Origin of the sequence: Prevotella sp. kh1p2 (assembly GCF_900111525.1) — a bacterium.
Taxonomy (GTDB): Bacteria; Bacteroidota; Bacteroidia; order Bacteroidales; family Bacteroidaceae; genus Prevotella.
This window is the reverse complement of sequence record NZ_FOHY01000010.1, coordinates 47,415-68,875: the sequence shown is the minus strand read 5'-3', so window position 1 is coordinate 68,875 and position 21,461 is coordinate 47,415. Positions and strand designations below refer to the sequence as shown.

Annotated in this window: 11 protein-coding genes and 1 tRNA gene; 7 read left to right on the top strand and 5 right to left on the bottom strand. The window is 51.7% G+C overall.

Annotated features, from left to right (window positions below):
* Position 1 precedes the first annotated feature (1 nt).
* A complete protein-coding gene (gene ileS / locus BMW31_RS07415; protein WP_091823403.1) occupies positions 2-3,643 on the bottom strand; it encodes an isoleucine--tRNA ligase in 3,642 nt (1,213 codons plus the stop codon).
* A gap of 273 nt (positions 3,644-3,916) precedes the next feature.
* Positions 3,917-5,350 carry a DNA recombination protein RmuC gene (rmuC, locus tag BMW31_RS07410; protein WP_091823400.1) on the bottom strand — a complete coding sequence of 478 codons (1,434 nt, stop codon included), beginning with the start codon at positions 5,348-5,350 and terminating at the stop codon, positions 3,917-3,919.
* Between the two features lie 733 nt (positions 5,351-6,083).
* On the opposite strand from rmuC, the gene BMW31_RS07405 reads away from it, so the two are divergent.
* The 7 genes from BMW31_RS07405 (at position 6,084) to BMW31_RS07375 (ending at position 17,973) form a co-directional block, all read left to right on the top strand.
* Entirely contained in the window at positions 6,084-6,956 is an 873-nt protein-coding gene (locus tag BMW31_RS07405; protein ID WP_091823397.1) for a sigma-70 family RNA polymerase sigma factor, read from the top strand.
* A 118-nt stretch (positions 6,957-7,074) separates the two neighbouring features.
* On the top strand, positions 7,075-9,114 hold the full coding sequence (locus tag BMW31_RS07400) for a DUF5686 family protein (protein ID WP_091823394.1): 2,040 nt from the start codon (positions 7,075-7,077) through the stop codon (positions 9,112-9,114).
* A 55-nt stretch (positions 9,115-9,169) separates the two neighbouring features.
* A complete protein-coding gene (locus tag BMW31_RS07395) occupies positions 9,170-12,487 on the top strand; it encodes a UvrD-helicase domain-containing protein (RefSeq protein WP_091823392.1) in 3,318 nt (1,105 codons plus the stop codon).
* An 11-nt stretch (positions 12,488-12,498) separates the two neighbouring features.
* Positions 12,499-15,402, top strand: coding sequence for a PD-(D/E)XK nuclease family protein (locus tag BMW31_RS07390; protein ID WP_091823390.1), 2,904 nt, complete (start codon positions 12,499-12,501; stop codon positions 15,400-15,402).
* A gap of 57 nt (positions 15,403-15,459) precedes the next feature.
* Positions 15,460-15,547 (top strand) — tRNA-Ser (locus BMW31_RS07385).
* Positions 15,548-16,020: 473 nt separating this feature from the next.
* Complete coding sequence (gene xpt, locus BMW31_RS07380) at positions 16,021-16,587, top strand: xanthine phosphoribosyltransferase (RefSeq protein ID WP_091823388.1); 567 nt, start codon at positions 16,021-16,023, stop codon at positions 16,585-16,587.
* Positions 16,588-16,629: 42 nt separating this feature from the next.
* The gene (locus BMW31_RS07375) at positions 16,630-17,973 is read left to right on the top strand and encodes a nucleobase:cation symporter-2 family protein (RefSeq protein WP_091823385.1); all 1,344 of its coding nucleotides are present in this window, start codon (positions 16,630-16,632) and stop codon (positions 17,971-17,973) included.
* Positions 17,974-18,056: 83 nt separating this feature from the next.
* On the opposite strand, the gene BMW31_RS07370 is transcribed toward BMW31_RS07375, so the two are convergent.
* The 3 genes from BMW31_RS07370 to BMW31_RS07360 form a co-directional block, all read right to left on the bottom strand.
* Positions 18,057-18,743: a tetratricopeptide repeat protein gene (locus BMW31_RS07370; RefSeq protein ID WP_091823382.1), complete on the bottom strand. Its 687-nt coding sequence runs from the start codon at positions 18,741-18,743 to the stop codon at positions 18,057-18,059.
* 88 nt (positions 18,744-18,831) lie between these two features.
* Complete coding sequence (gene leuB / locus BMW31_RS07365) at positions 18,832-19,890, bottom strand: 3-isopropylmalate dehydrogenase (RefSeq protein ID WP_091823379.1); 1,059 nt, start codon at positions 19,888-19,890, stop codon at positions 18,832-18,834.
* An 11-nt stretch (positions 19,891-19,901) separates the two neighbouring features.
* Positions 19,902-21,461 carry an alpha-isopropylmalate synthase regulatory domain-containing protein gene (locus tag BMW31_RS07360; protein WP_091823377.1) on the bottom strand — a complete coding sequence of 520 codons (1,560 nt, stop codon included), beginning with the start codon at positions 21,459-21,461 and terminating at the stop codon, positions 19,902-19,904.

Sequence of the window (21,461 nt, the reverse complement as noted above, 5' to 3'; positions counted from 1 at the left end):
ATCAATCCTTGGCCACGAATATATTCAGCTTGAAATCATCAAACTCAACCTCGTTGCCATCGTTAGCTTCAACGGTAAGCGTGTCTGCAAGCGTCTGGCTCTTGATATACTCTCCGTAGGAACTGATGGCCGCATCCGTCTGTGCCTGTGGTGCTACCATTACCCGAATACGGTCGGTGATTTCAAAGCCTGCCTCCTTGCGAAGGTTCTGAATACGGTTGATAAGTTCGCGGGCCATACCTTCGTTCCTTAAATCATCGGTGAGTTCCACTTCCAAAGCCACTGTCAGGTTGCCTTCGTTACTTACAAGCCACCCGGGAATATCCTCGCTGATAATCTCAACATCGGCGGCATCAATCGTAATCGCCTGTCCTTCGAGCTCCATTGAGTAGCTGCCGGTAGTTTCCAGCAAAGCAATTTCCTCTTGGCTCAAGGCATCCATTCTGGCAGCAACAGCTTTCATCAGCTTGCCATACTTCTTGCCCATCACGCGAAAGTTGCACTTTACTTTCTTCACAAGCACACCTTGGCCTTCCACAAAGTTCAGTTCTTTGACATTGACTTCGTTCTTTATCAAGTCTTTTACAGCTTCAATGTGTTTCTTCTGTTCCTCATCGGTTGCCGGAATCATGATTTGCTGCAGCGGCTGGCGCACCTTGATGTTGACTTTCCGGCGGAGAGCCAGCGTCATGCTCGTTATCTTCTGCGCCATATCCATACGCGCCTCAAGCTCTTTGTCTATCAGATTTTCATCGGCAACGGGATAATAATCCAAATGCACACTTGCCTTCTCGCCGCCCAGGTCATGATATAACTGGTCGGCATAGAATGGTGCAAACGGAGCCAACAACTTGCTGACGGTCATCAAACATTGGTAGAGCGTATTGTAAGCCATGAGCTTATCATCGCTCATCTCTTTGCCCCAGAAGCGCTTACGGTTCAAACGTACATACCAGTTGCTGAGATCCTCGTTAACGAAGTTATCTATCAGTCGGCCAGCACGGGTGGGGTCATAGCCGTCAAGCTCACGTTCAACGTCTTTGATAAGCGAGTTGAGCTTCGACACTATCCAACGGTCAATCTCCAAAGCACCAGACATAGGAGTGGTCTCCTTGGTTGGCTCGTAGCCGTCAACATTGGCATAGAGGGCAAAGAAGCTGTATGTATTATACAAGGTGCCGAAGAATTTGCGCCGAACCTCATCCACTCCTTCCGGATCGAATTTGAGATTATCCCACGGCTCGCTGTTGGTCATCATGTAGAAGCGAACAGCATCGGCACCATATTTATCTATCATCTCAAACGGATTGACCACATTGCCCACGTGCTTGCTCATTTTATTGCCCTTGGCATCAAGCACAAGCCCCGAAGAAATCACATTCTTAAAGGCTACCGAGTCAAATACCATGGTGGCAATGGCGTGGAGTGTGAAGAACCAGCCACGCGTCTGGTCTACTCCCTCGTTGATGAAGTCGGCCGGGAAGAATGCAGGAGGAACCGGGGTGCCCTCATACGAACTGTGAACCAGCTCATCGCGGTATGCGGCTTCGCTCTTACCCGTAGCCTTCAATGCCTCGGCATTGATTTCGCCTTCAAACGGATAATGGAGCTGCGCATAAGGCATAGAGCCCGAATCGAACCACACGTCAATCAAATCTGCTTCCCTGTACATTGGCTTACCTTCGTCATTAACCAGTACGATATAATCTATATACGGGCGATGGAGGTCTATCTTGTCATAGTTCTCTTTGGAATAATCTCCTATCACGAAACCGGCATCCTTCAGCGGATTGTTATTCATGACACCTGCCGACACGGCTTTCTCTATCTCCTGATAGAGTTCCTCTACGCTGCCTATACATTTCTCATTACGATTGTCGTCGCGCCAGATGGGGAGTGGTGTCCCCCAGAAACGGGAACGGGAAAGGTTCCAGTCGTTGAGGTTCTCGAGCCAGTTGCCGAAACGGCCTGTTCCTGTCGACTCGGGTTGCCAGTTGATGGTCTTGTTAAGCTCAACCATGCGCTCCTTGCAGGCTGTATCCTTGATGAACCAGCTGTCGAGCGGATAATAGAGAATAGGCTTGTCGGTACGCCAGCAATGCGGATAGTTGTGCACATGCTTCTCTATGCGGAATGCCGTGCCCTCCTGCTTCATCTCCATGCACAGCACGATGTTCAGGTCTTCTGCCTTGTCGGAGGCTTTCTTGTCCCAGACACCGTTCTGGTTAAATTCGGGCGCATAAGCATTTTTCACGTAATCGCCGGCATGATGACCATAAGATTTCGCATCTACGCTCTTTTCAAGGAAGTTGCTGTCCAGCTCGTCCATCACATAGTACTTGCCCTGCAAGTCTACCATGGGGCGGGTTTCGCCCTTCTTTGATATCAGATAAAGACCAGGAACGTTGGCATCCTTGGCTACTTTGGCATCATCGGCACCAAACGTAGGGGCAATATGCACAATGCCCGTACCGTCTTCGGTCGTTACATAGTCGCCTGCAATGACGCGGAAAGCCTCCTCGCTCATTTCGACAAACGAGTCGCGGCCGTCTTCACCCACAAAAACCTTGTCGGGATGCTGTGCTGCATAGTCGTTCACAAACCCGGGAGCGTACTCGCCCGTTTTCTCTGTAGGCTTAACCCAGGGCATGAGCTGCCGGTAGTGGAGGCCTACGAGGTCGGTCCCCTTGTAATGTCCTACAATCTTATAAGGAACATATTTGTCGCCATGCTGGTACTCGGGCAGTTCTCCCCCGTCAGTTATTTCGCCTTCGGGTTTCAGATATGCGTTTACGCGAGCCTCTGCCATGATGATGGTAATGGGCTCTGCATCGTAGCCGTTATAAGTCTGTACGGCTACATAGTCAATCTTTGGCCCCACGCACAGCGCCACGTTAGAGGGCAAAGTCCAAGGCGTCGTGGTCCATGCCACAAAATAGGGCTTGCCCCATTGCATCCACTCTGCCTTTGGGTCGGTTATCAGGAACTGCGCCGTAACGGTAGTATCCTTTACGTCGCGATAACATCCGGGCTGGTTCAGCTCATGACTCGACAAGCCCGTACCTGCTGCCGGCGAGTAAGGCTGGATGGTATAGCCTTTGTAGAGCAGCCCCTTGTTGTAAATCTGCTTGAGCAGCCACCAGATTGTTTCTATGTACTTGTTGTCGTAAGTGATGTAGGGATTGTCCAAATCGACGAAATAGCCCATCTCTTCTGTCAGCTGGCGCCATTCCTGCGTGTACATCATTACGTTCTCCCTGCACTTGCGGTTGTAGTCCTCAACCGAGATATACTTCTCTGATGCTTTGTTGTCTATATCCTTTTTGGTGATACCAAGCTCTTTCTCTACGCTCAGTTCAACGGGAAGTCCATGGGTATCCCAGCCAGCTTTACGCTTTACCTGGAAGCCCTTCATGGTTTTATATCGGTTGAATGTATCCTTGATGCTGCGGGCCAGAACGTGGTGAATGCCCGGATGGCCATTGGCAGAGGGAGGTCCTTCGAAGAATATATACTGCGGATTTCCCTCTCGCTCGTCAATGCTACGATGGAAAACGCCGTTCTTCTCCCACTCTGCTAATACTTCTTTGTTTGTTTCGGTCAGGTTCAAACCATTGTGTTCGGCAAATTTCTTAGCCTTCATAATTCGTTTATCTTATTTCTATATGGTTACATAATTCAATGCAGGCATCCCCACTCATCAGACCCGTTTCGCTTGGCAGCATTGCAGGCAGCCTGAAAGGCAGGGAAACCACCTCTTTATTATAGCGTGCAAAGATACTAAAAAAGTCTAAACTCAACAAATAATATACGTTTTTTTAAGATATGGGCAGCCGGGCCGGACAAAAGCCTTTACAGGCTTGTATTTCCGAACAAAACAACCCGCGCTGCAACATCTTGCTCCGGAGCCCGCCAACTATTGCTTGTCTTCTATTTCCTCTTGGGCCTCATCCTCCACATCGGGCAGTTTCCGCTTGCGTTTGGGGTTCTGTTGAGCGCCGTACTTGATGAGTTTGTTGGCTGCCGTGATGATACTCTTGCCGTTTGAGGCAGTCGAATGCTTCATGTCTTCGAAGGCATCGGTGGTTTTGCGAAGTTGCTCATCCACATTCAGAAACCGCTCATAAAACACCTGAACGCGGTCTACTATCATGTTGGCCGCATCGATAATGTTCTGCTGGTTCTCCACCTGGCGCACCTGCTTCCACGTCAGCGCCAGCACCCGCAGCATCATGTACAGGTTCTGACTGCCCGATATGACGACTCCTTCCTGGTAAGCGTCCTTCCACAGGCGTGGGTCATTGCTCAAGGCCAGCTGCAAGGCACTCTCCGGATACACGTACATAAACACGAAATCGAGTTTCTGATGCCCGTCGCGTATATAGTTGCTGTAATTCTTCCGGGCCAATTCCTTCACGTGGCTGCGCACAGATGCAATGTGGCGTTTTAAGGCCTGTTCACGCTGTTCGTCGGTATCGGCGTTGTAATAGTCGGCATAGGCCGTGAGCGAAACCTTGGAGTCGATAACCACATCACGGTTATCGGGGAAGTGAAGCACCACGTCAGGTATCATGGCCTTGCCCCTCTCCTCTTCGCGAACGATGTTTTCCTGATTGTCCTTCAGCGTAACCTGCTCCTCAAACTGTACGCCTTCTTCCAGCCCCATAGCCAAGAGCTTCTCTCGGAGATTGAATTCACCGAAGCTGCCTTGCGTCTTGTTCTCGCCCGTCAGGGCCTTGGCCAGCTTGTCAGCTCGTTCGCCAACCTCCTGTGCCTGCCGCAGGTTTTCCTTGATAGAGGCATCCAGGCGCTCCATGGTCGTGGTTTGCTGGCGGTCGCTTTTCTCAACGGCTTCCTTCATTTGCTTTAAGTTCTCGTGCAAAGGGTTCAAAATAGCCGACAACTGCTCGCGATTAGTGGCCGACAATTCATCCGAACGCTGTTTCAGAATTTCTTCCGACGAGGTTTTTATCTGCTCCTTGATAAGGGCCGATTGCTGCAGCATCTGCTCCCGGTGCTGCTCTTTGATGGCGGCAAGCTGCTTTTCGTAACTATCCTTCATCTCTGCCAGCTGTTTTTCCCGCAGCGTCTCGGCCTTGGCCAGCTGCTGCTCGTAGTCGTTTTTCAGCTCGTGCTGCGCATCAGCTGCCTGCCCGCGAGCATTCAGCAAATCCTGCGCAGCCTTGTCTCTTGTCTCTTTCAACTGCTCCTGCAGTCCGTCCAATTTACTTTGCAGCACATCGCGCTGGGCGGCAACGCTCCCTACCTGCTCGCCACTCTTGCTGCGGGCGAGCAGATAACCAATAACGATGCCTGCCACCAATGCTATAACGGCCAATACAATTTCCATCGGTGTAAGTTTTTAAAATTATGCAAATATAGAAATAATCCGTGGATTGAGCAAACCAATTAGTGAAACATTTCTTCTTCCCAGAAGCTTTTCCCGATTAGGAAAATTGACAAATCCGGCACTTCCCAATAATATAACAGACAGATAAATACAAATATATAAAATACATTAAACCAAATATTTAAACACTAATATTGAAGTATTAGTTTAAAATAAATGAAAGTAAGGGCTTCTGAAGGTATGTACGGTGAGTGACATACAGATGCTTCGGCAATTCCATCAGTATTCTTCGGGAACTTTCGACAAGTGTCGCACGATTGTGTGACAAGTGTCGAATTCATGTGCGACACTTGTCGAAAGTTCCCGAAGGATATCTTTTGCGCCTCGGAGCAATGTGTTCCGGTACCCGCATGGACTGCCTTTTTACCCGAACCTGCACCTGCGGCACACCACACCAGGCGGACTCAGCTGACTGTTTCTTTACAAAACTGATGCGTATCAGCACGCAAACATGATGGCAGATTTATCGGAAACTACCGCTCCTACGGCCCTGTCAAACAGGCGGTGATGACGGCACGGGGTCCCGGTGGCTGCGTTTTAAGTATTTTTATAACAAAATAATCGCCCGCAATGACACAACTTTGCAATATTTTTTGTAACTTTGCAGAGTTTTACGGCTGCGTTTCATTTAAGCAACTGATTATCAGGAAATTAGAAAGTTAAGGTAGATAAGATGAGACAATTAAAAATCCAAAAAAGTATTACCAACCGTTCGAGCGAGGCGCTGGACAAGTACCTCGTGGAAATTGGACGTGCTCCGCTCATTTCGATTGATGAAGAGATAGAATTAGCTCAAAAGATCAAGAAAGGCGGTCCGGAGGGTGAACGGGCCAAGGACAAGCTCGTTACGGCCAATCTGCGTTTCGTCGTATCTGTAGCCAAACAATACCAACACCAAGGACTCACGCTTACAGACTTGATAGACGAAGGAAACATAGGCTTGATAAAGGCTGCGCAGAAGTTTGACGAGACGCGCGGCTTCAAGTTCATCTCGTATGCAGTGTGGTGGATTCGCCAGAGTATTCTCCAAGCAATAGCAGAGCAGAGCCGCATTGTGCGCCTGCCGCTGAACCAGGTTGGCTCGCTGAACAAAATCAACCACGAGATTAACAAGTTCGAACAGGAAAACCAAAGACATCCGTCGGTATCCGAACTGTCGGACGCCACGAATATAGACGAGGAGAAAATAGGCCAAAGCCTCATGGCCGACGGCCACCACGTGAGCATCGACGCCCCCTTCCAGGACGGCGAGGACAACTGTATGCTCGACGTGATGCCCAGCGGCGACGACAGCAGAACCGACCGCCAGGTAGACCATGAGAGCATGGCGCTGGAACTGAACCAGGTGCTCAACAAGGTACTCAAGGACCGCGAGATAACCATTATACGCGAGTGCTTCGGCATAGGCTGCCACGAGAAAGGCCTCGAAGAGATAGGCGACCAGCTGGGACTGACACGTGAACGCGTGCGCCAGATACGCGAAAAGAGCATTGCCAAGCTGAGAGACAGCGGCAATGCCAAGATTCTCATGAAGTATCTGGGCTAACCCCACTCCGCTAACAGCAGGAAACAAAACCTCACGAATGAACTTTCGTGAGGTTTTTTCGTGCTAAATCCTGCCGCTTTGTTTACCAAAGCGGAATATATTTGCTATCTTTGCAGCTATGAAAAGCGTGAAATACATAACGGAATGCCTTCTTTTCATGCTCGCCACACTGAAATGCACGGCCGCAAATGATGTCAGACCCGACAGCATGATGCTTGCGCGCATCTGGAACTACAGGCATACCATAGACACCACACGCCTTGATTCGGCAGCTACCTACGCCTATACCAAATTCTTCATCGACGTAAAAAGGCGCAATCTGTTTCTGCTGCCCGTGCCCACGATGTACCGAATTGCCCACGGGCCTCGCAGGAAATACGTGGGCGAGTTGTTCAGCAAAGTCACCATGAAAGGGCTGGACAAACCCGAGACGCACACCATGGTGGTGCTGACAACGGTTCCGCACCACAAGAAGACGATGCCCACCATGCTGAAATACCTGACGCCCAACATCTATCAGGAAACCATCATCGAGGACTATCTGCTGTCGCCATTCAACCGTATCAACAGCCCTTACTACAAATACTCGGTACTTTTCATGCTCAACGGCACGGCAGAAGTAGGCTTCTCGCCCCGGTTTGACAACACGCAGCTGGTTTCGGGCTCTGCCGTAGTTGACTACGAGACGGGGCGCATCATCAGTGGACATCTGGAAGGAGAATACGACATGGTGAAGTTTCACCTCTCTTTTACGATGGGAACAGACGGCCAGCTCTCGCTGCTCCCCACCAGCTGCCGCCTGAGGTCGCAGTTCGACTTCGTTGGAAACAAGATTACCGCCAGTTACGATGCCTATTACCGGTTGCCGTCGACTATCAACGACTCCATACGCAACCTCGAGGACCTGCGCACCATGGCACAAGTCCGCCCCAAGCCGCTGAACCGCGACGAAGCCGCACTCTATCAGGAATATTACCGCCCCATCGTTACCAAGGACACAACCATCATGAACGCCAAGAAGGAAAGCTGGACCAAACGCGTGATGTGGGACATGATAGGCGACCGGCTGCTTAACAAGATACAAACCAACTACGGCCCCAACAACCAGGGATTGTTCCGTATCAATCCGCTTTTCAACCCCCTCTACATGGGATATAGCAAACGGCGCGGCTTTTATTACAAGTTCGACGTGCGGAGTTCGTATAACTTCAATGACAACACCCAGCTCTACGCCCGCTTCAAATCAGGCTATTCGTTCAAGCAGAAGCAGTTCTATTATAGGTTTCCTATAGAATTTTACTATAACAAAAAGCGCGGAGCCTTTCTGAAAGTTGAAATCAGTAACGGCAACTGGATTAGCAATGGAGAAATCCAACAAAAGGCAATGGACATACTGGGAGACTCGTTGCAGCCGGGAGAAAAGAGCGGTTACTTCAAGGACTTCAGCGTAACAGTGGTTAATAACTTCAACATCTCGGACAAGTTCGGCTTCGAATTCGGCCTGATAGCGCACCGTCGCTCGGCCGTAGACAAGCACTTCTACCGGGCTGCTGGCCTGAACTCGTCGTACATCTCGGTTGCTCCTTATCTGGAACTGCAGTACAGGCCGCTCGGCTGGAACGGCCCGGTAATAGCGGCAGACTATGAGAGAAGCATCAAGGGATTGTTCGGAAGCACCATGGCTTACGAGCGTTGGGAATTCGACGGACAGTATATACACAACCTGAACCGCCTCCGTTTCCTCTCTTTCAGACTGGGTGCAGGCTTCTACACCATGAAATCTAATGCCACGTACTTTCTTGATTACTCCAATTTCAGGGAGAACAACATCCCCGGAGGATGGAATGATGACTGGAGCGGGGAATTTGAATTGCTGAAACACGACTGGTACAACTCTTCACGTTACTACGTGAGGGCCAACGTTACCTACGAAACTCCCTTGCTGTTCACTACCCGGATACCGCTGGTTGGTCATTTCGTAGAAAAAGAACGGATATATGCCAGCACCTTGTTCGTAACTCATCTGCACCCTTATACGGAGCTGGGATACGGCTTCACCACCCGTTGGTTCTCCACAGGACTGTTCTTGGCCAACCGCAACTTCAAATACGAAGGCTTCGGAATCAAGTTCGGCTTCGAGCTGTTCAGGCATTGGTAGGGCTGCCGACCATACAGGCATCAGTAATAATAGCAACAATTTATCGCATCATAACATGACATCAACACACAGCAATGACAAACCGCTGACCGTTTACAAAGCCAGTGCCGGCAGCGGAAAGACCTTTACGCTGACATTGCAATACATCAAGCTGCTGATACAGAACCCGCAACATTATCGCTCCATACTTGCCGTAACCTTCACCAACAAGGCTACGGAAGAAATGAAACACCGCATACTGAGCAAACTGTACGGCATAGCACACCAGCTGCCGGATGCTGCCGACTACATGGACAGAATAGTCAAGGACTTGAACCTCAGCCAGCAAGCAGTTTCCAAGAACGCAGCAGAAGCCATGAGCCTGCTCATCCACCACTACAACTACTTCAAGGTAGAAACCATCGATGCCTTCTTCCAGCAGGTACTGCGCAACATCGCACGGGAACTTGACTTGAACGCAAAGCTCAAAGTCAGCCTGAACGACAACCAGATAGAAGAGAAGGCCGTAGATGAAATCATTGAGAACCTGAGAAAAGGCAGTCAGGAACTCGACTGGATTATCGAATACATCCGCGGCAATATTGACGAGGAAAAGCAGTGGAATGTGATTGCCGACATCAAGACTTTCGGCAGGAACATCTTTAAGGATTACTACAAGGAACACAGCAAGGAAATAGACAGAATAGCAGAAGATGCCAATGCGTTCTCAACTTTCAGTCGGAAGATGCAGCGACTGATGACTGATGCCAGGAACAACCTCATTGCCATCGGAACTGATTTCTTCAGTCGCATCGCCGAACACGGCTACAGTGAGAGCACATTTGCCAGCAACGCATGCGGTTTCTATGCCCGTCTGCGCGATTTCAAGAAAGAGATATTCGATGACGACAAGGCTTTGGGCGCTACCGGACGGCAACTGCTGGACAATCCGGAGAAATGGTTACGGGCTGCAGACAGGAAGAAGAACCCGGATGCCGACCTTCTCCGGTTTGCAGAAGAGCTCACACTGCAGCTTAACAAGGACAACGAAAAGCGCCGGGAACTCGTCAGGCAGTATTATTCGGCCATGCTCACAAAGGCCCACCTCAACCAGTTGAGGCTGCTGCACTCTATCGAGAAGATGGTAGAAGAGCTGAACCGCCTTGCCAACAGGTTCCAGCTAAGCAACACGCAAAGTCTGCTGAACCAGCTCATCGACAAGGACGACTCTCCTTTTATCTATGAAAAGATTGGCGGAAGGCTGCGCTTCATCATGATTGATGAGTTTCAGGACACGGGCAGAATGCAGTGGGAAAACTTCAAGGTGCTGCTCAAAGAATGTATCAGCAGGATTGAGAACATCGGCAGCATCATCGTGGGAGATGTCAAGCAGAGCATCTACAGATGGAGAGACGGCGACTGGAAGCTCCTGAACGACATTGATACGGCCGGCGATTTCTTTACCGAACAGCTGGATATCAAACCGCTGCAGACCAATTACCGTTCATCGGACAATATCATACAGTTTAACAACGCTTTCTTTGAAGCAGCCAGACAATCGGCCTACGACAATGCCGCTTCCGACCCGAAGGGCTATGCGGAGCTGGCAAAAGCCTATGCCGACGTTGAGCAACTAATCCCGGCACAGAAACAAAAGCTGAACCGCGGGTTGGTAGAAGTCCGGCTTCTGTCTCAAGAAACGTATGAAGAACAAACGTTATCGCTGGTAGAAGAAACTGTCAGAATGCTTCTCGAGCAGGGAGCAAGGCAAAAAGACATCGCCATTCTGGCCCGCAAGAACGATGCCATACAGCTCACTGCCGCCTATCTTGCCGAGCATTTGAGAGACCTTCACGTCAACATCGTGTCCGACGAAGCCTTTCGCCTGGACGCGTCCGTGGCCGTCTGCATGCTCGTAAACGTCTTTCGCGTCATGGCAAACGAAGACGAGGCCCTCCTGAAAGCAAACCTTGCCAAAGACTACCAGGTCTATGTGAAACACAATGAGCATGTAGATGAAGACCTGCTGAGCCATGCCCGGAAGGAGAGTGGCCGCAATGCGAACGACCAGCCGATATACTCCGACAGCTTCGACGAGCTCTTGCCGAATGACTTCCGCCACGAAGACAGGCTCAAACTGCAGTCTTTGTCTGTCTACGACCTGTCCGAAGAACTTATCCGACGGTTTCAGCTGAATTCCATTAACGGGCAGTCGGCCTATCTCTGCGTGTTCCTGGACAAGCTCAACGAATACCTGACAGACAACACAGCCAACCTGAATGACGTTATCCGGGAATACGATGAGAACATCTGCAAGGTCAGTATTCAGGTCGACAATGCAGATGGCATTCGCATGCTCACCATCCACAAGAGCAAGGGACTGGAGTTCCCGCATGTCATCATTCCCTTCTGCGACTGGGCGTTGGAGCGCGACAGCAACACCATCTGGTGCTCTCCCACCGAGCAACCGTACTGTGACATGCCGTTGATACCGGTCGATTATCAGGCCAACCGGATGCAGCAATCAATCTACAGGAATGACTATTACGAGGAACACCTGCAGAACATTGTCGACAATCTCAACCTGCTGTACGTGGCGTTTACCCGGGCAGGGAACAATCTTTTCGTTTACGGCAAGGCCGACCCAGGCCAAAAAGGCAGGGAGAACCGCTCCGAACTCATTGCAAAGTGTCTGGACAGCATGGCAAACGAGAAGCAAATGGGACAACTGGAAGCAACTGAAAAAGGCGAAAAGGCCTACCGCTACGGCCGGCTTTACATCGAAGAGCCCGACAGGAACATAGCCACTGCGAGCCTGAATGTATTCAACCAGAGCAGCACCCAGGAGTCCTTGCAGCTGGAACTCTTCGATAACCACGTGCAGTTCAGGCAAAGCAACCAGAGCCGAGATTTCCTCATGCCCGAAGACGAAACAAAACGCAGCCAGTACATCGAAATGGGCAACATCCTGCATCAGCTCTTCTCAAACATCCAGACCTTAGAGGATATCGAGCCACAACTAAACAAGATGGAAGCCGACGGCATTCTCTACGACCGCGAACTCACACCGGCAAAGCTGAAGGAGGTCCTGCAGGAGAGTTTCCGCTCACCTGTTGTACGCGAGTGGTTCTCGCCCAAATGGACGTTGTACAACGAGTGCAACATCCTTTCCGTTGACCCTCAGACCCACGAAGTGGTCAAGCACCGCCCCGACCGCATAATGACTGATGGCCGGCAGATGATAGTCGTAGATTTCAAATTCGGCAACAGGCACCGCGAATACGAGTCGCAGGTAAGGCAGTACATGACGCTTCTCACCGCCATGGGGCATGAGCATGTTCAAGGGTTCCTGTGGTTTGTCAGATTAAACGAAGTCGTTGAAGTAAAACTTTAATAGCAGCAAGCATGAAATCATTCTTAGAATACGTAGCTACCGATATATACCAGCAGTTCAACGGCAACCTCCAGCGGGTTGCGGTGGTATTTCCCAACAAGCGTGCCGCCATTTTCATGGACGAGTATCTGGCACTACAAACCCGCCAGCCGCTCTGGAGTTCGGCTTATACCACCATCAGCGACCTCTTCCGCAGTCACTCTTCGCTCACCGTGGGCGATCATCTCATACTTATCAGCTTGCTCTACCAGGTGTTCTACAAGCATACCCGGGAAGCCCGCATGCAAGAGGGCATGACCGACGAAAGCCTCGACAAGTTCTGGGGATGGGGCGAGTTGCTCCTGTCCGATTTTGACGACATTGACAAGAACCTTGCTCCTGCAGCCAGCGTTTTCAGGGAGTTAAAGGACTACCACGCCCTTGATGGCGACCCCACTCTCAGCGAGCAGCAGAAAGAGAGCCTCAACAAGATATTCTCCGAGTACCGGAGAGAGAACCACGACACGGCCCTGCAACGCAGGTTCGAGCGGCTGTGGTCGCACCTGTACGATATTTATGCCGACTATCAAACCGTCTTGCGCAGTCACGGCACGGCCTATGAGGGCATGCTCTACCGCGACGTCATTGGCCAGGCCGACCTCAACTTCGAGTATGACGCCTATCTGTTCGTGGGTTTCAACATGATGCAATGCGTTGAACGCGAGCTCTGCAAGAAGATTGAAGCGGCCGGCAAGCAGGTACGCTACTACTGGGACTACGACCATTATTATCTTGACAACCCCATTAACGAAGCCGGCCACTACATACGCCAGTACCTGCCGCACCTGAAAAACGCGCTGCCTGACAACGATACCGACATCTACGACAATTTCCGCAAGCCTAAGGATATAACCTACATCAGCGTGCAGACGGCCAACATCCAGGCCCGCTACATCAGCCGGTGGCTACGGGAGAACAACCGGATAAAGGACGGCAGGCGCACTGCCATCGTGCTGGCCGACGAAAGCCTGCTGCCTACGGTCATCCACAGCCTGCCCGACGAGGTCGACAAAGTGAACATCACCACGGGCTTCCCGCTCTCGCAAACGCCCGTGGCCTCACTGGTAAGCCTGCTCTTCAAGCTGCAGACGGAGGGCAATCCGGGGCATGGAGACATCTTCCGCCTGCGCAATGTGAACGATGTGCTGCGCCATCCGCTGGCCCGATACATCTCACCCGGTGTGCTGAACTTACGCAAGAAACTGATTACGCGCCGCAACAACCACCTTCGGCGCAACCTCCTGCAGGCAGGCGACGACGGGCGCAAGCTGCTCTTCAGTGCCATTTTCGATGGTGCCGAAGGCAATGGAAACCTCCAGCTCATTGACTGGATGCAGGAGATAGTGAAGTACATAGGCGCGCAGGCCTTGGCAGAAGCGGAGCAAAACGGCGAAAACGAAAACCCGCTGCTGCAGGAGTCGGTATTCCGAATGTACACGCTGCTTAACCGCATGCGTACACTCATCGAACAAGGATATCTGGAGGTAGAGACATCCACCCTGCAGAAACTGCTCACACAGCTCATCGCCGGCACCACCATCCCGTTCCATGGCGAGCCTGCCATAGGTGTTCAGATTATGGGAGTGCTCGAAACCCGCAACCTTGACTTTGACCATGTGCTGGTTCTCTCGTGCAATGAGGGAAACATGCCCCGCGACGTCAACGACTCCTCCTTTATCCCCTATTCCATCCGCAAGGCCTATGAACTCACCACGATAGACAACAAGGTGGCCATTTACGCCTACTACTTCAACCGCCTCCTGCAACGGGCCGGCGACATCACCCTGATGTACAACTCCTCTACCGAGGGCACCCACACGGGAGAAATGAGCCGCTTCATGCTCCAGCTCATGGTAGAAAGCAACCACCCCATCCGTCGGGTTGCCCTGCAGGCAGAGCATGGCAGCGTGGAGCAGCAACTGCGCAGCGAGATTGCCAAGTCGCAAACCGTGCTCCAAATACTCAATGACATGAGCTACCTGTCGCCCTCGGCCGTGAACGACTACCTGCGCTGCCCCACCAAGTTCTACTATCACTACGTGGTCAAGCTGCAGGAACCCGACAACGAGGACAGCGAGATAGACAACATTCTCTTTGGAACCATCTTCCACGAGGTTTGCCAGAAGATTTACGAAGGCTACATAGGCCAAACCGTAGACAGCCGGATAATAGACAACATCCTGAAATCCAAGGACGTCATTCCACGCCTGGTTGATGAGGCTATAGCCCGTAACCTCTTCAACATCAGCGGCAGCATGCCCCGCAACGGCATCGAGCTCAACGGCCTCCAGCTCATAAACCGGCAGGTGATAATGGACTTCGTGCGGCGCCAGCTGAACATTGACAAGGCCGTACCCTTCCGTATCGTAGCCCTGGAGGAGAAAATCATCGGCCAGATAGCTATCGACGGAGGCAGAAACTTGCAGATAGGCGGCATCGTAGACCGCCTTGACGAAATTGACGGATACCTCCGCGTAGCCGACTACAAGACCGGAAAGGCACCCACCGGCTGCCCGGCAGACGTGGCAGACGTCTTTACCTTCAACAAGCGCAAGCACACCGACTACTACCTGCAGACGCTGTTCTACTGCTCGCTCATAAGGCACAACGAGACCTACAACCCGCAGCACCTCAAGGTGAGCCCGTCTCTGCTCTTCGTGCAGAAGAAGGCCGCCCACCCTGCCGACTACATGCTCCGCTTCAACAAGGACCGCAAGAGCACCCCAATAGAGGACATTGCCGATTACGAAGACGAATTCCGCGAAAACCTGACGCGTGTCCTGACCGAGATATTCAACCCCGACGTGCCCTTTACCCTTACCTCCGACGCTGATTCGTGCCAGTATTGTCCGTACCGGAACCTGTGCAACAGATAAAAGTAACAAAAAGTTTTGGCAGTTCGTAAAAAAAGAGTTACTTTTGCACCAGCTAAAGGAAGAATGGCAGAGTGACCGAATGCGCTGGACTCGAAATCCGGTATACCCTTTCCGGGTATCGGGGGTTTGAATCCCTCTTCTTCCGCACAAGGTTTCCGGTTGCCCGCTCGGCAGGCAACGGTTCACTTCTTTACAAAAACCAAATCGCTGCCGGTTCAACGCCAGGCAGCGATTTTCTTTTTACCGTCAGCCACAGGCGTCTCCCCCATCTTTAGCATTCAACGCATCTGCTCCTATCCTTTAAGCCTCCCGAATGTGTGATTTGGGGGTGCTGAACGGCACCTTCATGAACTTTCGACACTTGTCGTACGATTGTGCGACACTTGTCAAATTCATGTGCGACACTTGTCGAAAGTTCATGAAGCATACCTTTTACAACTCCGCACGCGGTTTTTCAGGCCCGGAAGCCGCACGAAACATCACCTTTCCGCCACGCACGGCAACCAAGCCTTACTGTAAAGCGGCCAATACGCAAAACTACAGGGATTTATTGCCCCACGGACTTTGCCAGTTCGTTGTTTTTTGCTAATTTTGCGGGCATTATCATCAAATAATGTAATGAAAGCATTGAAAGAACGCATTCTCAAGGACGGCAGGTGCTATCCCGGGGGCATCTTGAAGGTTGACAAGTTCATCAACCACCAGATGGATCCACAGTTGTTGAAGCAAATCGCCATTGAATTCATACGCAGATATGCCTCGACAGAAATCAACAAGATACTTACCATCGAGGCCTCGGGCATTGCACCGGCCATTGTCATGGGCTTGCTGCTCGACCTGCCGGTGGTGTTTGCCAAGAAGAAACAGCCCTCGACGATGGAGAACATGCTCTCTACGACCGTATTCAGCTTCACCAAGCAGCGCGAATACCATGTGGTGATATCGCAGGACTACCTGAACAAGGACGACAAGGTGCTCTTCATAGACGATTTTCTGGCCTACGGCAATGCCGCCAAGGGCATTATAGACCTGTGCAAGCAGGCCGGCTGCGAGCTTGTGGGCATGGGTTTCATCATAGAGAAGGCCTTCCAGAACGGGCGAAAGGTAATAGAAGAGGCGGGCGTGAGGTGCGAGAGCCTGGCCATTATCGAGTCACTGGACAACTGCGAAATCAAAATCAGATAGCGGGCTTACGGCCGTGCACCTGCAGCCGGGCAAACAACAACTATGAATAAAGAACTCATTTACGGCCTGAATGACAGGCCGCCACTGCGCGAGACCATTTTCGCCGCGCTCCAGCATCTGCTGGCCATCTTTGTAGCCATCATCACCCCGCCGCTCATTATATCGAGTGCACTGGGCTTCGACATCCGGACCACGGGCTTCCTGGTATCCATGTCGCTGTTCGTATCGGGCTTAGCCACCTTCATCCAGTGCCGCCGCATTGGCCCTGTAGGCACCGGACTGCTGTGCATTCAGGGAACCAGCTTCTCGTTCATCGGCCCCATCATCGGTGCCGGAACTTTAGGGATGATAGGCGGCAAGCTGAATGTGGAAATGGCGCTGAGCTACATCTTCGGGGCGTGTATGCTGGCCTCGGTGGTAGAGATGCTGATATCGAGAGCACTGAAATATACCAAGAAGATTATTACTCCGCTCGTTTCGGGCATTGTGGTCACGCTCATTGGCATGAGCCTCATCAAGGCCGGCATCAACTCCTGCGGTGGCGGAGCGGCTGCACAGGCCAATGGCACCTTCGGAAGTTTCATGAACTTGGGCCTTGCGGCACTGGTGCTGGTAAGCATCATCTTCTTTAACCGCAGCTCGAACCGCTTTCTGCGCATGAGTTCCATTGTGCTGGGACTGGTCATAGGCAGCACTGTTGCCTATGCGTGCGGCATGATTGACTTCGCCCAGGTAAAGAGCTACGCCGGCATCAACGTACCCGTACCGTTCAGGTACGGCATCAGGTTCGACGTTTCGGCCATCATTTCCTTGGGTCTCATCTACCTTATCACAGCCATAGAAGCCTACGGCGACATCACTGCCAACTCGCTTATATCGGGCGAACCCGTTGAAGGGCCCGTCTTCATGAAGCGTGCCTCGGGCGGCATCCTGGCCGACGGCTTCAACTCCTGCTTGGCAGCAGTCTTCAATTCCTTCCCCAATTCCATCTTTGCCCAGAACAACGGCATGATACAACTCACGGGAGTGGCATCGCGCTACGTGGGCTACTACATTGCCGGTGCCCTGCTGTTGCTGGGACTGTTTCCTGCCGTGGGGCTGGTGTTCTCTCTCATTCCCGACGCCGTTCTGGGTGGTGCAACGCTGCTCATGTTCGGTACGGTGGCCGCGGCGGGCATCAGAATCATCGCCAGCCAGAACATTAACCGCAAGGCCATACTCGTAATGGCGCTGAGCTTTGCCATGGGCTTGAGCGTTGAGATGGTTCCGGGCATACTGGACCAGATGCCGGAAACCGTCAGGAACATCTTCTCGAGCGGCATAACGACGGGCGGACTGACGGCCATCATTGCCAACGCAGCCATCAGAATTAAAGAAACGGAATAAGCCCAAACGGCATATCATGCAAACAGCGGAGGCCGGCATTGCTGCTGGCTTCCGCTGTTTGCTTAGCTGAACCGCCGTAATGGTTACGGCAGAGCCTTCAGCCGTTTGTAAAAATCGGCCAAAGCAGCCCTTGGAACGCCGAGCGACAATAGGCGTTCAAGGTCGGTGCGCGCTTCTTCACGACGGCCCAACAAGAGGCGGATGTCGGCCCGGCTAACCAGAAAGTCAACCTCGTCGGGATTGCGCTGCAAGGCCTCGGTATAGTCATACTCGGCCAGTTCCAACATACACCTGCCCTTCTCCATCCCTGCCCTTGCTGCATAAGCAATGGCACTGTCGGGATATTGGTCAATCAGGCTGTTTATCTGGTCGTAAGCCTCGGTGTAATGCTTGTCCTTCTCATTGAGAAGCGCCAGCCCCAACTGTGCCTCGAAGTTGCCCGGAACCACCAGCAACAGGTTTTCGTAATCCAACCGGGCAAAGTTGAAACGGTTGAGTTTCTCGTTCACATAAGCGCGATAATATAGCCCGGCAATGTTGGCAGGCTGCTTGGCCAGCACATAGTCGTATTCGTCTTTGGCATAGCTCCACTGCTCCAGCTGGATATTCCACGCGGCTTTCTTGAGCCGCAGGTCGATGGAATCAGGATGATAGGCCAGTATCTCGCTGGCACGCGACAGCGAATCGCGCAACTCCTGATGGCTCTGTGCCGATAATGACGTTGCAACTGAGAGAGAAGCTGCAACAAGGAATGATGTCAATAACCTCATGCTACATGATTTTGAGTACAAAGATAAACAAAAAGGCAGGACCCACATGTCATGAGCCCTGCCTCTTATAGTTTTTAATCTTTAATTGTCAACCTTTAATATAATCAACAATCCACTGGCCTACTTCGCTTGTGCCGTAATGCTTTCCGCCTTCGACCTGTATCTCTGGAGTACGGACATTGGCATCAAGGCTGGCTGTAACGGCATCGCGTATGCACTTGCCTTCGGCCTTCAGGCCAAAGTGCTCCAGCAACATGGCAGCTGAAAGTATCTGTGCTATGGGGTTAGCCAAATTCTTGCCTGCGGCCTGCGGCCATGAACCATGAACGGGCTCAAAGAGCGGCGTGTGCTCGCCCAAGGAAGAAGAAGGCTGCAAACCCATGCTGCCTGTTATGCAACTCGTTTCGTCGGTAAGGATGTCGCCAAAGGTATTCTCGGTTACAATCACGTCAAAGAAACGCGGTTCCGTCAGCACCCGCATGGCTGCATTGTCTATAAACATATAGTCGGTGGTAACGTCAGGATACTGAGGTTCCATCTCTTTGGCTATCTGTCGCCACAGGCGGGAGCTGGCAAGCACATTGGCTTTGTCTACAACCGTGAGATGATGACGGCGGCTACGTGCACACTCAAAGCCCACTTTCAGGATACGCTCAATCTCGGGGCGGGTGTAGATATCAGTATCGTAGGCCTTGTCGTTGTCCTGATACTTCTCACCGAAATACATACCGCCCGTTAGTTCGCGGATAACCACGAAATCGGCACCCTTGATAAGATGCTCTTTCAGGGGCGACATGTGTAGCAAACAGTCGAAAGTCTCTACCGGGCGCACGTTGGCATAGAGCCCGAGTTTCTTGCGCATGGCCAGGAGGCCGGTCTCCGGCCGCACCTTGATGGTGGGATTGTTGTCAAACCTGGGGTCGCCTACGGCGGCAAAGAGCACGGCATCGGCATCCATGCAAACCTGGAAAGTTGCGTCAGGAAACGGGTCGCCCACCTCGTCAATGGCGTGAGCACCGCAGATGGCTTCGTGATACTCGAACTCATGACCGAACCTGGCGGCCACGGCATTCATTACGGCAACACCCTGTTCCATAACCTCGGGACCTATTCCATCGCCCGGCAAAATAGCAATATTCAGTTTCATATATTTGTGGTTTAATGTTTACTTGACTGATGTTCTTCTACAATATTCAGCATCTTGAAAGTTGCCTTGATGGCAGCTTCGGTCTGGTCGGCGTCCAGTCCGCGCGTCCGCAGCAGCCCATTGTCAGTATGCCACGAAATGACTGTTTGCACCAAGGCATCGGTACGGCCTCCCGGAGGGATACTTACGGCATAGTTGGCCAGCAACGGGAAAGTGCGCCCCAAGTTCTCCTTGTAAATCTTGCGCAATGCTTTTACGAAGGCATCGTACTGACCGTCGCCGGTAGCATCGGCCGTATAGTCCTTGCCATTCACTTCAATCTTGATGCTGGCGATGGGCTTCAGGCCGTAGCTGGTTGTCACCATATAGCTAAGGAGTTTTACACGGTCTTCCTTGACATCGTGCTTCAATACATCGGCAACAATGTAGGGAAGGTCGTCCTGCGTAACTCGCTCCTTGCGGTCGCCAAGCTCCGTTATACGTCTCGTTACTTTCTTGGTCTGCTCGGGGGTTAATTCCAATCCTATTTCCTTGAGGTTCTTGGCAATATTAGCTTTGCCCGAGGTTTTACCCATAGCGTATTCGCGCTTGCGCCCGAACCGTTCCGGCATCAAATCATTGCAGTAGAGGTTATCCTTGTTATCGCCATCGGCATGAACACCGGCCACCTGCGTAAACACGTTTTCACCCACGATAGGCTGGTTGGGCGCCACGGCTATGCCGCTGTAACTTTCTACCAACTGGCTCACGTCATTGAGTCGGCCTTCGTCGATGTTTGTTCGGGCATGGAACTGATCCTTCAGTATCACCTGCACACTGGCCATGGGAGCATTGCCGCAACGCTCGCCCAAGCCGTTAACTGTTACATGGAGGCCCTTGCATCCACTCAGAACGGCAGCCAGGGAATTGGAAACTGCCAAATCGTAATCGTTGTGTGCGTGGAAGTCGAAGTGTTTATCAGGATAGCGACGCACCATTTTGCGAACATACTCTACACATTGCAGCGGATTCATGATGCCCAGTGTATCGGGTAGCAAGAAACGCTTTATCCTTGCATCTTTGAGCGAGTCCATGATGTGATAGACGTACTCGGTACTGTCTTTCATACCTGAGCTCCAGTCTTCGAGATACAGGTTAACCGTCAGTCCTTGTTTTTCGGCATAATCGAGCGAATCCTTGATGTCGGCAATATGTTCGTCAACGGTTTTGTGAAGCTGCTGCTCACAATGCTTCCTGGAACCTTTGGCAAGCAGGTTGATAACCCTTCCTCCGCAGGAACGAATCCAATCTATCGAAATATGGCCGTCTACAAAGCCAAGAACTTCTACCTTGTCGAGTTTGCCTATGCGCTGGGCGTAACGGCAAATCATCTCCACCGCTTCGCGCTCTCCCTCTGAAACTCTGGCCGAGGCAACTTCTATTCTGTCTACCTTGATATCTTGAAGAAGCATGCGGGCAATCATCAGTTTCTCGTGCGGCATGAATGAGACCCCGTTGGTCTGTTCGCCATCACGGAGCGTAGAGTCCATGATTTCGATGAAGGGAGACAAAGAAGAGAAATTCTTTTTCAT

Coding starts and splice junctions, on each gene's coding strand:
- ileS (WP_091823403.1), bottom strand. CDS start 3,643: ATGAAGGCTAAGAAATTTGCCGAACACAATGGTTTGAACCTGACCGAA.
- rmuC (WP_091823400.1), bottom strand. CDS start 5,350: ATGGAAATTGTATTGGCCGTTATAGCATTGGTGGCAGGCATCGTTATT.
- BMW31_RS07405 (WP_091823397.1), top strand. CDS start 6,084: ATGAGACAATTAAAAATCCAAAAAAGTATTACCAACCGTTCGAGCGAG.
- BMW31_RS07400 (WP_091823394.1), top strand. CDS start 7,075: ATGAAAAGCGTGAAATACATAACGGAATGCCTTCTTTTCATGCTCGCC.
- BMW31_RS07395 (WP_091823392.1), top strand. CDS start 9,170: ATGACATCAACACACAGCAATGACAAACCGCTGACCGTTTACAAAGCC.
- BMW31_RS07390 (WP_091823390.1), top strand. CDS start 12,499: ATGAAATCATTCTTAGAATACGTAGCTACCGATATATACCAGCAGTTC.
- xpt (WP_091823388.1), top strand. CDS start 16,021: ATGAAAGCATTGAAAGAACGCATTCTCAAGGACGGCAGGTGCTATCCC.
- BMW31_RS07375 (WP_091823385.1), top strand. CDS start 16,630: ATGAATAAAGAACTCATTTACGGCCTGAATGACAGGCCGCCACTGCGC.
- BMW31_RS07370 (WP_091823382.1), bottom strand. CDS start 18,743: ATGAGGTTATTGACATCATTCCTTGTTGCAGCTTCTCTCTCAGTTGCA.
- leuB (WP_091823379.1), bottom strand. CDS start 19,890: ATGAAACTGAATATTGCTATTTTGCCGGGCGATGGAATAGGTCCCGAG.
- BMW31_RS07360 (WP_091823377.1), bottom strand. CDS start 21,461: ATGAAAAAGAATTTCTCTTCTTTGTCTCCCTTCATCGAAATCATGGAC.